The organism is Micromonospora sp. NPDC005367, from assembly GCF_040606825.1.
In the GTDB taxonomy this organism is placed as follows: domain Bacteria; phylum Actinomycetota; class Actinomycetes; order Mycobacteriales; family Micromonosporaceae; genus Micromonospora.
In genome coordinates this window covers 1-11,517 of the sequence record NZ_JBEXFP010000085.1, presented here as the reverse complement: position 1 = coordinate 11,517, position 11,517 = coordinate 1, and the positions used below count along the sequence as shown (strand labels likewise).

Annotated in this window: 10 protein-coding genes; 8 read left to right on the top strand and 2 right to left on the bottom strand. The window is 71.3% G+C overall.

Features of this window, described 5'->3' with window-relative positions; translation table 11 throughout:
* Window positions 1-1,187 (top strand): leucyl aminopeptidase (locus ABZS42_RS31395; protein WP_355151515.1); only part of this gene is annotated, 1,187 nt, incomplete at its 5' end.
* A gap of 92 nt (window positions 1,188-1,279) precedes the next feature.
* On the opposite strand, the gene ABZS42_RS31390 is transcribed toward ABZS42_RS31395, so the two are convergent.
* Window positions 1,280-1,609, bottom strand: coding sequence for a hypothetical protein (locus tag ABZS42_RS31390; RefSeq protein ID WP_355151513.1), 330 nt, complete (start codon window positions 1,607-1,609; stop codon window positions 1,280-1,282).
* Window positions 1,610-1,788: 179 nt separating this feature from the next.
* Here ABZS42_RS31390 and lpdA point away from each other — a divergent pair, with 179 nt between their 5' ends.
* Window positions 1,789-3,180, top strand: coding sequence for a dihydrolipoyl dehydrogenase (lpdA, locus tag ABZS42_RS31385; RefSeq protein WP_355151511.1), 1,392 nt, complete (start codon window positions 1,789-1,791; stop codon window positions 3,178-3,180).
* 67 nt (window positions 3,181-3,247) lie between these two features.
* Window positions 3,248-5,080 carry a 2-oxoglutarate dehydrogenase, E2 component, dihydrolipoamide succinyltransferase gene (gene sucB, locus ABZS42_RS31380; RefSeq protein ID WP_355151509.1) on the top strand — a complete coding sequence of 611 codons (1,833 nt, stop codon included), beginning with the start codon at window positions 3,248-3,250 and terminating at the stop codon, window positions 5,078-5,080.
* A 64-nt stretch (window positions 5,081-5,144) separates the two neighbouring features.
* On the opposite strand, the gene ABZS42_RS31375 is transcribed toward sucB, so the two are convergent.
* Window positions 5,145-6,095, bottom strand: coding sequence for an SDR family NAD(P)-dependent oxidoreductase (locus tag ABZS42_RS31375; protein WP_355151517.1), 951 nt, complete (start codon window positions 6,093-6,095; stop codon window positions 5,145-5,147).
* 152 nt (window positions 6,096-6,247) lie between these two features.
* On the opposite strand from ABZS42_RS31375, the gene ABZS42_RS31370 reads away from it, so the two are divergent.
* The 5 genes from ABZS42_RS31370 (at window position 6,248) to ABZS42_RS31350 (ending at window position 11,324) form a co-directional block, all read left to right on the top strand.
* Window positions 6,248-6,826, top strand: coding sequence for a TetR family transcriptional regulator (locus ABZS42_RS31370; RefSeq protein ID WP_355151507.1), 579 nt, complete (start codon window positions 6,248-6,250; stop codon window positions 6,824-6,826).
* Window positions 6,827-6,872: 46 nt separating this feature from the next.
* Window positions 6,873-8,210, top strand: coding sequence for a low temperature requirement protein A (locus ABZS42_RS31365; RefSeq protein WP_355151505.1), 1,338 nt, complete (start codon window positions 6,873-6,875; stop codon window positions 8,208-8,210).
* Window positions 8,211-8,344: 134 nt separating this feature from the next.
* Window positions 8,345-9,262 (top strand): LLM class flavin-dependent oxidoreductase, encoded by a 918-nt coding sequence (locus ABZS42_RS31360; protein ID WP_355151503.1) that lies wholly within the window; start codon window positions 8,345-8,347, stop codon window positions 9,260-9,262.
* 213 nt (window positions 9,263-9,475) lie between these two features.
* Window positions 9,476-9,835 carry a hypothetical protein gene (locus ABZS42_RS31355; RefSeq protein ID WP_355151501.1) on the top strand — a complete coding sequence of 120 codons (360 nt, stop codon included), beginning with the start codon at window positions 9,476-9,478 and terminating at the stop codon, window positions 9,833-9,835.
* 19 nt (window positions 9,836-9,854) lie between these two features.
* Complete coding sequence (locus ABZS42_RS31350; RefSeq protein ID WP_355151499.1) at window positions 9,855-11,324, top strand: hypothetical protein; 1,470 nt, start codon at window positions 9,855-9,857, stop codon at window positions 11,322-11,324.
* Window positions 11,325-11,517 lie beyond the last annotated feature (193 nt).

The following is an 11,517-nucleotide window of genomic DNA, read 5'->3' as shown; positions in this document are numbered from 1 at the left end:
TGGCGCTGCCGCTGCCGGACGACGCCGACGCCCCGGCCGCGCTGCGCGCGGTCGCCGAGGGCGCGCTGCTCGGCACGTACCGCTTCGCCGGCTACAAGACCCGGCCGCAGCCGGCCCGGCGCGAGCCGGTCGCCGAGGTGCTGGTGGCCGTACCGGACGCCGCGGACAGCACCGCGCAGGCCGAGGTGACCCGCGCCACGGCGGTGGTCGGGGCGGTCCTGACCAGTCGTGACTGGGTCAACACCGCGCCGAACGAGCTGCGCCCGCCGACCTTCGCCGATGCGGTCGCCGACGCCGCCCGCGAGGCCGGGCTCGGCGTCGAGGTGCTCGACGAGGCGGCGCTGCGGGAGGGCGGCTACGGCGGCATCATCGCCGTCGGGCAGGGCTCGGAGGCCCCGCCGCGGCTGGTCAAGCTCACCTACACCCCGCAGGGCGGCGGCAACGGCAAGCGGGTGGCGCTGGTGGGCAAGGGCATCACCTTCGACACCGGCGGCATCTCGATCAAGCCGGCTCAGGGCATGTGGGAGATGAAGTCCGACATGGCGGGCGCGGCGGCGGTCGGTGCGGCCATGCTGGCGGTGGCGGCGCTCAAGCCGTCGGTCGCGGTGACCGGCTACCTGCCGATGGCCGAGAACATGCCATCGGGGACGTCGTACCGGCCCGGCGACGTGATCAAGATGTACAGCGGCAAGAAGGTCGAGGTGTTGAACACCGACGCCGAGGGCCGGATGATCCTCGCCGACGCGATTGCCCGCGCCTGCGAGGACGGCACCGACTACCTCTTCGAGACCTCCACGCTGACGGGCGGCCAGGTGATCTCGCTGGGCAAGAAGATCGCCGGTGTGATGGGTACGCCGGAACTCTGCGAGCGCGTGAAGACCGCCGGCGAGGCGACGGGTGAGCCGGCCTGGCCGATGCCGCTGCCGGACGACGTGCGCAAGGGCATGGACTCCGATGTGGCCGACATCTCCCAGGTGAACGCGGGGATGGACCGGGCCGGGCACATGCTCCAGGGCGGCGTGTTCCTGCGCGAGTTCGTCACCGAGGACGTGGCGTGGGCGCACATCGACATCGCCGGCCCGGGCTACCACTCGGGTGAGCCGACCGGCTACTGGGCCAAGGGCGGCACCGGCGTGCCGGTCCGTACGCTGCTGCACCTGGTGGAGGACGTCGCCGCCAACGGCTGACCCCCATCCGCCCGCCACCGGCGGTGCGCAGATTCATGGAAAGAGTGGCTGTTCCGCGCGGAACAGCCACTCTTTCCGTGTACTAGGGCGGCTCAGTAGAGCTCGGGGCGGCGCTTGCGGCGTTCGTTGAAGTCGCGCATGCGCTGCGGGTAGCCCATCAGGCGCACGTCGTAGATCGGGATGCCCAGCCGGTGCGCGAAACGCCGCGCCCCGTCCGGACTGTCGATCCGCCGGCGGGTCCACTCCCCGTCGTCGGCGATGAGGATCACCGTGGTCCCGGTGACTGTCGTCCGAGGCTCGATGTACGCCTCGACGCCGCGCCGGGTGCGGACGAAGCTTTCAAGATGCTCCAGATCGGCACGGTCAGCCACCCGATCCTGGCTCACCGCGCGCGTCGGCTTGCGGCGCCGGAACAATCCCACGGACCTCTCCCCCACAATCCGTCATCGACGACGGTGCCAAGCGTACGTGTCGGGGACGTGTCGTTGGGCACCTCACTACGCACCCTGTGTCGGGTGGTGACAAGATGACCGAGGTGGGGTCTGCCCAAGAGGCGTCCCGCCGTGACCCCCGATGCACTGTCGCGACCTGGGAGTTGGACGTGAGCGAGCCGAACGACGCAACCTTCGACATCGTCATCCTCGGAGGTGGCAGCGGCGGCTACGCGACCGCGCTGCGTGCCGCCCAGCTGAACCTCACCGTCGCGCTGATCGAGAAGGGCAAGCTCGGCGGCACCTGCCTGCACAACGGCTGCATCCCGACGAAGGCCCTGCTGCACGCGGCGGAGGTCGCCGACCAGACCCGCGAGTCGGAGCAGTTCGGCGTGAAGGCCGACCTGGTCGGCATCGACATTGCCGCGGTGCACTCGTACAAGGACGGCGTGATCGGCCGGCTCTACAAGGGTCTGCAGGGCCTGCTGGGCAGCTCCAAGAACATCACCGTGGTGGCCGGGGCCGGTCGCCTCGTCGCCCCGAACGCCGTCGAGGTCGACGGCAAGCGCTACACCGGCCGCAACATCGTGCTGGCCTCCGGCTCGTACGCCAAGAGCCTGCCCGGCCTGGAGATCGACGGTGAGCGGGTCATCACGAGCGACCACGCGCTGGCCCTGGACCGGGTCCCGTCCTCGGTGATCGTGCTGGGCGGTGGCGTGATCGGCGTCGAGTTTGCCAGCGTCTGGAAGTCGTTCGGTGTGGACGTGACCATCATCGAGGCGCTGCCCCGCCTGGTCGCCGCCGAGGACGTGGACTCGTCGAAGGCGCTGGAGCGGGCCTTCCGCAAGCGGAAGATCAACTTCAAGGTCGGCAAGCCGTTCGAGAAGGTCGAGAAGACCGCCGACGGCGTCAAGGTGACCATCGCCGGCGGCGAGGTCATCGAGGCCGAGCTGCTGCTGGTCGCCGTCGGCCGCGGCCCGAACACCGCCGACCTCGGCTACGAGGAGCAGGGCATCAAGATGGACCGCGGCTACGTGCTGACCGACGAGCGGCTGCGCACCAGCGTGCCGAACGTCTACGCGGTCGGTGACATCGTGCCGGGCCTCCAGCTCGCGCACCGCGGCTTCCAGCAGGGCATCTTCGTCGCCGAGGAGATCGCCGGCCAGAACCCGGCCGTCATCGACGAGGCGGGCATCCCGCGGATCACGTACTGCGACCCGGAGGTGGCCTCCGTCGGCCTCACCGAGGCGAAGGCCAAGGAGCAGTACGGCACCGACAAGGTCAAGATCTTCAACTACAACCTTGCCGGCAACGGCAGGAGCCAGATCCTCAAGACGTCCGGCCACGTGAAGCTGGTCCGCGTCGAGGACGGCCCGGTCGTCGGCGTGCACATGATCGGCGCGCGGGTCGGCGAGCTGATCGGCGAGGCGCAGCTCATCTACAACTGGGAGGCGTACCCGGCCGAGGTGGCGCAGCTCGTGCACGCCCACCCTTCGCAGACCGAGGCCCTGGGCGAGGCGCACCTGGCCCTGGCCGGCAAGCCGCTGCACTCGCACAACTGACCACGACAACCGCGGCGTCCGGCGACGGGCGATGATCCCACCAGGGGAATGAAGGAGTCTGGAGAACATGCCGGTATCGGTCACCATGCCTCGGCTCGGCGAGAGCGTCACCGAGGGCACCGTCACCCGCTGGCTCAAGCAGGAGGGTGAAACCGTCGAGGTCGACGAGCCCCTGCTCGAGGTCTCCACCGACAAGGTGGACACCGAGATCCCGTCGCCGGCGGCGGGCGTGCTGACCCGGATCGTGGTCGGAGAGGACGAGACCGCCGAGGTCGGCAGCGAGCTGGCCGTCATCGCCGGTGAGGGTGAGCAGGCCGGCGGCGCCGCGCCGCAGCAGCAGGCCCCGGCCGAGCAGGCCGCCCCGGCCCCGCAGCCGACCGCCGCCGCCGAGGGCACCGCGCCGGAGCCGGCCCCGCAGGCCGCGCCGGCCCCGGCCGCCGCGCCCGCGCCGTCGGGTCAAGGCACCCCGGTCACCATGCCGGCGCTCGGCGAGAGCGTCACCGAGGGCACCGTCACCCGCTGGCTCAAGCAGGTCGGCGAGACCGTCGAGGTCGACGAGCCGCTGCTGGAGGTCTCCACCGACAAGGTGGACACCGAGATCCCGTCGCCGGTCGCCGGCACCGTCCTCGAGATCAAGGTCGCCGAGGACGAGACCGCCGCGGTCGGCGCCGAACTGGCCGTGATCGGTGTCTCCGGCGCCGCCCCGGCCGAGGCGAAGCCCGCACCGGCCCCGCAGCCGGAGGCCAAGCCCGCGCCGGAGCCCGAGGCCAAGCCCGCCCCGCAGCCCGAGGCGAAGCCGGCCCCGGCGGCCGCCGCGACCCCGGGCGTGTCGTACAACGAGCCGTCGGCGGAGGCGGAGATCGCCAAGCAGCCGGCCCAGACCGAGCAGCGGGCGGTACCCCCGGCCCCGGCCGCGCAGGCTCCGGCGGCGCCCACCCTGGGTGCGGGCGCGGAGGCCGGATACGTGACCCCGCTGGTTCGCAAGCTGGCCGCCGAGCACGGCGTCGAACTGGCCTCGGTCAACGGCACCGGCGTCGGTGGCCGCGTCCGCAAGCAGGACGTACTGGAGGCGGCGGAGCGGGCCAAGGCCGCCAAGGCCGCGCCGGCCCCGGCCGCACCTCAGCCGGCCGCCGCCGCCGCTCCCGCCAAGCCGGCCGCGAAGCCGCAGCCGAGCGCGAAGCGGGGCACCACGGAGAAGCTGCCCCGGATCCGCAAGGCCATCGCCACCCGGATGCACGAGTCGCTGCACGAGATGGCGCAGCTGACCACGGTGATCGAGGTGGACGTCACCCGGATTGCCAAGCTGCGGGCCCAGGCCAAGGATTCCTTCCAGCAGCGGCACGGCGTGAAGCTGTCCTTCCTGCCGTTCTTCGCCCTGGCCGCCATCGAGGCGCTGCAGACGTACCCGATCCTCAACGCCCAACTGGACCTGGCGGGCGGGACGATCACCTACCCGGACGCCGAGCACCTCGGCATCGCCGTGGACACCGAGCGCGGCCTGCTCGTGCCGGTCATCCACAACGCCGGTGACCTGAACCTGGGCGGCATCGCCAAGCGGGTCGCCGACCTGGCCGAGCGGACCCGGACCAACAAGATCAGCCCGGACGAGATCGCCGGCGCGACCTTCACGCTGACCAACACCGGCAGCCGGGGCGCGCTCTTCGACACCCCGATCGTGCCGTCGCCGCAGTCGGCGATGCTCGGCACGGGTGCCGTGGTGAAGCGGCCGGTCGTGGTCAACGACCCGGAGCTGGGCGAGGTCGTCGCCGTCCGGTCGATGGTCTACCTGGCCCTGTCGTACGACCACCGGCTGATCGACGGCGCCGACGCGGCCCGTTTCCTGGTCGCGGTCAAGCAGCGGCTGGAGGGCGGCAACTTCGAGGCGGAACTGGGCCTCTGAGCCGCTGACACAGCGACGGCGAAGGGCGCCCCGATCACCTGGGGCGCCCTTCGCCGTTCACGCTTCAGGCACGCAGCATCTCCTCGGAGACGGCCCAGAGCCGCTCGGCGGCCGCCGGGTCCATCGCGTACGGGGCGTACCCGGTGCGCGCCGGCGGCTGGTTCGGCCCAGCCTCCTGACAGTCCTCGAAGTAGCGTCCGCCGACCCCGTCGAGCAGCGGCGAGGTGGCGAGCAGCACCGAGGTCGCCGCGCCCTGCTCGGCGGTCTTCCAGTACGCGGCCTCGTCGCCGCCGGCGGTCTGCTTGCGCAGCCGCGCGAGTTCCTCCTCGTCGATGAAGCGCTGAAGGTTGGTGCGGATCGCGCCGGGCATCAACGAGTTGGCGAGGATCCCGTCGTCGGCCCAGCGCCGGGTCGCTTCCACGGCGAAGAGCACGTCGGCCGTCTTGGACTGCCCGTACGCCAGCCACGGGTCGTACGGCCGCCGCTGGAAGTGGATGTCGTCGAAGACGACCGGCGAACGCAGGTGTGCCGACGAGCTGACCGCGACGACCCGGGCACCCTCGGCGGCGACCAGCGCCGGGCGCAGCCCGACGGTCAGCGCGAAGTGGCCCAGGTGATTGGTGGCGAACTGCATCTCCCAGCCCTGCGCGGTCCGCATCTCCGGCGATGCCATGATCCCGGCGTTGTTGACGAGGGCGTGCAGCGGGCCGTCCCAGTTGGCCACGAACGCAGCCACCGAGTCGAGGTCGGCGAGGTCCAGCGGGGCGACCAGGACGCGGTCGTTACCCGTGGTCGCGGTGATGTCGGCGGCGGCCTCGTGCCCTGCCTGCGGGTTGCGTACGGCGAGGGTGACCTCGGCACCGACCTGGGCGAGTGCCCGTGCGGTCTCGACGCCGATTCCGGAGGCGCCACCGGTGACGACGGCGCGACGGCCACCGAGACCGATGCCGTGCACCACCTCGAGCGCGGTGCTCTCGCGGTTGAAGGGTGTGGTCACGCGTGTGTTGGTCATGATCCGTCCTTGTCGGTGGCGGCGGGCCGTGCGGGCCGGCCGTTACGATTGGAAGTGGAGGACCCTCCGCTACGATCGAGCGTAACCGGAGCCGCCTCCGCTTGCTAGTCGACCTTGGCTGCGACCCCGTCGCGCCACCAACCGAGGGAGGCGACGTGGGCGAGATCGCCCCACGACCGCTCCGAGCGGACGCCCAGCGCAACCGGCAGCGCCTGCTCGACGCCGCCGTACGGGCCTTTTCCCAGGGCGAGCCGGAGGTAACGCTGGAATCGGTCGCCCGAGACGCGGGCGTCGGCATCGGCACCCTCTATCGCCACTTCCCCACCCGGGAGGCACTGGTCGAGGCGGCCTACCGCAGCGAGCTGGGGAGACTCTGCGACGCCGTGCCGGAGCTGCTGGAGCAGTTGCCGGCAGAGGCGGCGCTGCGCGCCTGGATGGACCGGTTCATCGACTACCTCGCGGCCAAGCGGGGGATGGCCGACGCGTTGCGCCTCGTCATCGAGTCGGGCGCCAATCCGTACTCGGAGAGCCGGGACCGGCTGTACGCGGCGCTCGACCTGCTGCTGGCGGCCGGCGTCGCGGCCGGGACCGTACGGGACGACGTGCCCTCGGCCGACGTGCTGGCCAGCCTGAGCGGTGTCTCCCTCGCCGCCGGCGAGCCGGCGCGGCGCGAACAGGCCGGCCGCCTGCTCGACCTGCTGATGGACGGCCTGCGCCACCGCCCCGGCGGTTGATCCGATTCCGGTCCTGAGTCGCCTGGGACACTGACAGACTCGTCCGGTGGGTGGTCACTGGTGGCGTGGACGGCTCGGGCCCGCCGTCGCGATCGCACCGGGCGCCCGGGTCGACAAGTTCGAGATTTTCTTCGACCTGGTCTTCGTCTTCTCGTTCTTCATCATCGTCCGGACCACCGCGATGGACATCACCGGCCGCAGCCTGCTGCACGGCCTGCTCGTGCTCGCCGTGCTCTGGTGGTGCTGGGTGATCCACAGCGTGGTCGCCACCCGGGTACGGCTCGGCGAGGGCTTCGTCCCGGTCCTCATGGTGATCGCGATGGCCGCCCTGTTCTGCTTCGCGCTCTCCCTGCCGCAGGCGTTCGGCGACCCTCGGCAGACCACCACCGGGCCCATGGTGGTGGCGGTCAGCTATCTCGTGATCCGCGCCGTGCACCTGCTGCTGTACTGGCACATCGCGAAGGAGAAGCCGGGCGAACGTCGCCTGCTGCTCAAGTACTCCCCCGAGGTGGCCGTCAGCACCCTGCTGCTGCTCGCCGCCGCCCTGGTCCCGCCGTACATCGACGAGCTGGGCTCGGCGATGATGTGGCGCGATGCGCTCTGGGTCGCCACGGTGCTGATGCAGTACGGCAGCGGCCTGGTCGCCGGCGCCTGGGGCTGGACGGTGACCTCGGCGGAGCACTGGACCGAGCGGTACGACCTGATCCTCATCATCGCGCTCGGCGAGTCGATCATCTCCGTCGGCGTCGGCGGCAACCTGCTCGGCCAGCGGGTCACCTGGGCGGCGGTCGCCGCCGCCTCGTGCGGCGTCGTCTTCACCGCGGCGCTCTGGTGGGCGCACTACGACGTGATCGGCCCGGCGGCACGGATCGCCCAGCACGAGGCGTTGGGCCGACGCCGGGTGGCCATGGCCCGCGACGCGTACGCCTACCTCTACCTCGTGATGATCGCCGGCATCATCATCTTCGCGCTCGGCGCCGAAGAGGTCGTACAACAGATCAGCGATCCGCACATCGGGCCGACCGAACCGTCCCACGGGCCGGGCGTGCCGCTGCTCTTCGCCGGAGTCATCTGCTACTTCTGCGGCGACATGCTGTTCCAGGCCCGCACCCTGCACACGCTCTCCTGGACCCGGGTGGGCGTGGTGGCCGCGCTCGGCGCCGGCATCCCCATCGGCGCGCACCTGCCGGGGCTCGCCACGCTCGCCCTGCTGACCCTGATCTGCGTCGGGCTGGTGGCGGTCGAGATCGTGGTCATGGCCGACTCGCGGAAGGCCCTGCGCGAGTACGTCTTCCACGAGAGGAAGAGCCACGAGGAGCACGAGGCCGCCTTCCGCGCCGCCTGGCACGAACCCGGGGAGAACGGTCCCACCAGGCACAGGTGATGCGCCGCGCAGCCTGTCGAGGTGCCCCAGATCCGGGGCAGCCGGGCGGACCGGACGGTGTGGCCGCTCTGCCGGTAGCAGAATCGACGGTTTCGGCTGGCTGCGCGGGGGCGCGACCCGACAGGCTGAACCACATGGTCACCTTCTCCCTCCAGGCCAGCCCGTCCGACGCCGCCGGCTGGGTCCACCTGGCCCGGCGCGCCGAGGCCGCCGGTTACGACGCCCTACTCATCGGGGACCATCCGGGGGTGGTGTCGTCGCCGTTCGTCGCGTTGGCCGCCGCCGCGACGGCGACCAGCACGATCGGCCTCGGCTCGTACGTCTCGAACGCCGGGGTCCGCGAGCCGATGCTGCTCGCCGCCGACGTGGCCACCCTCGACCTGGTCTCCGGCGGGCGGGCGCGGCTCGGCATCGGCACCGGGCACACCCTTGCCGAGTGGCGGGCGATCGGGCGGGAACGCCCGGACGTGGCGGGCCGTGTCCGCCGCGCGGTCGCCGTCATCGAGGCGACCCGCTCGCTGCTCGACGGCGACGAGGTCACCGTGGAGAGCGCCGACCTGTCCGTCCACGGCGCCCGGCTGGAGAAGCCCAGCCGGGTGCAGCGGCGGATCCCGCTCACCGTCGGCACCGCGAACTCGTCGCTGCTGCGCTGGGCCGGCGCGCACGCCGACGTCGTGGGGCTCACCGGGTTCGGGCGTACGTTGCCGGACGGCCACAGCCACGAGGTGCGCTGGCGGGCGGCCGAGATCGAGGCACAGCTCGCCGAGGTCGCGACGGGGGCGGTGGGCCGGGCCGAGCCGCCGGAGCTGGAGGCGCTGGTGCAGCGGGTGGTGGTGACCGACGACGCGGAGGCCGCCGCCGCACAGACGGCCCGGGAGACCGGGTTGAGCGTCGATGAACTGCTCGCCACCCCGTTCGTGCTGATCGGCACCGAGGACGAGATCGTCGCGGCGATCGCCGCACACCGCCGCCGCTGGGGCGTCACCCGCTACGTCGTCCGCGCCGACGCCCTAGACCCGCTCACCCCCATACTCCCCCGCCCAACCCCCTAACCCCACCCCCCACCCCTAACCCCACCCCCGACGGCCGCGGTGATCAAGAGGTTCGCGTCAGAAAGCCGCCCGCCGGTGACGCGAACCTCTTGATCACGAGGTACGCCCGGTGGAGGGACGGGGCAGGTCCGCGAGAGTCGGGTAGCCGAACGGTCCATTGACGCCGCCATCCACCACGCCCACATTGGAGATGTTGTGGAGAGGTGACACACCGTGAAAATCGAGATCGCTCGTGCGGCTGATCTCGATCGGGTGGAGACGCTGGTCTCGTGGCTGAAGCGCCCCCATCTCGACCGGGTCACCGTCACCATGCCCGGGCTCGACACCACTGAGCGTGAGCGAGCCGCCAGGACCATCCGGCACCTGTTCAACGACTGCGGCTGCGCCTGGGGGGCGCTGGCGTTCGTCGCCGCGGTGGCGGCGGCCGTCCTGGCCCGACCGAGCGGCGGCCCGGCGTACGCCATGGCCGTCCTCACCTGTGTCGCGGCGGCCGTCGCCGGCAAGCTTCTCGGCCTGGCGTGGAGCCGCCAGCGCCTGCTCGCCCGGCTGCGCGCCCTGCGATCCGCCTCCTGACTGAAAGGGGGGACCTCTCATGGCACTGGTCTGCACCGAAATCACCGAATGGATCGAGGAGGAGGTCTCCAAGCCGGTCGAGGAATGGGAGGAGCGGCAGGAGAAGCGCTGCAAGGACTATCCCTGGTACGACCCGCGGGGCTGGTTCTGCTGGTTCGTCACGGTCTTCGTGAAGGTGATCCGGTGGGTCGTGGTCATCGTCGGCAAGTGGGTGACCCGTACGGTCTGCAAGCTCGTCGGAGTGCTCGTCGAGGCAGTCGTCCAGATCGTCGGCGGCCTCTGGGACGTGATCGTCGGCATCGTGACGCTCGACTGGCGCCGCATCCTCGACGGGTTGCTGCGCATCGTCATCGGTGCGGTACTGGGGATCATCCGGCTCGGCCGCATCGTGCTGCTCGGCGACACGATCGACTACATCATCGAGGAGATCAACAAGGAGCGGCTGCGCCGGTACGTGCGCGGTCTGCTGGAGGCGAAGTACGCCGGCAACAGGCTGAGCCAGATCAAGGAGGCCATCCGCCTCGACCACGGCGCGTTCGGGCTGCGCCTGCACGGCACCGCGTACCGGACGATGCTCGACTCGGAGACGCCCTCGCCACGCGAGCCGGCAGTGCCGAACCTGGTCGTGCTGCACGAACAGGGCGCGATCAACCTCCGGGCGCTCTGCGGCTTCGAGTTCGACGAGGGCTTCTGGAACCGCAAGCGCTACAAGACCCTCAAGAAGGAGACGGTGCTGGGCGGCGGGGGCGGCGGCGAGTTCGACAACCCGATCTCCGCCGACGACCTCGACACGTACCTGACGTCACGGGGCGCCGAGGGCCCACCGTTCATCGTGCTGTCGATGCGTGACGGCGCGCTGGACACGAAGGTCTCGACGGCCAGCGAGAAGGGGCGCGAGCTGGCGCTCATGCTGGACTTCGACAAGGAGACCTGTGAGGTCACCGAGCCGGGGCACATCGTCCACACCGGTCTCGCCCAGCCCCGGTTCCTGATCGACGTGTTCGGTCGACGGGACGCCACGACCGACTCGGCGGGAGCCACGGCCGACCTCTGCCACCCGGTCGTCGTCGGCGTGTTCCGCTACACGAACACGTTGCGCGGGCTGGCGAGCAACCTGCACGAGACCCGGTGCGGCCTGGACGCCCACAACGCCTCCGGCGCCACGTTCGTCGACAACCTGCCCGACCAGGTCTGGAAGTACGTGCCGATCCACGAACTGGGCCACTACTTCGGGTTGTGCCACACCGACGGGGTGGACCGGATCATGTACTCGCCGAAGACCAACAGCTGGTGGCGGGGCTGGGCTATCCCGCGCACGCTGCTGAACGTCTACCTCCAGGGCGAGCCGACGTTCACGTACGGCGAGGCGAAGGCCACCTGGGACTACGTGGTGGCGCACTTCGCCCCGGAGTGCCTGGGCGCCAAACCCATCGTCATCGAGGCCCGACCGGCCGCCGCCAGCCCTGGAGCGGCCGAAACGGTCGCCTGACCGGGCGTACGGCAACGATCGGCGCGCGTCGCCAGCCGACGGACCCGCACGCGTGCCTGGCGCGCCGGCGCGTCCCTGGCGCGCCGCCGGTGGATCGGCGCAGCTTGGTGGAAAAGAGGTTGTGGTAGGGGGGGGGTTGGCCGCGGGCGGGCCCGCCCGCGGGCGGGTCCTAGTTTTTTTGTAAGGCCGCCCA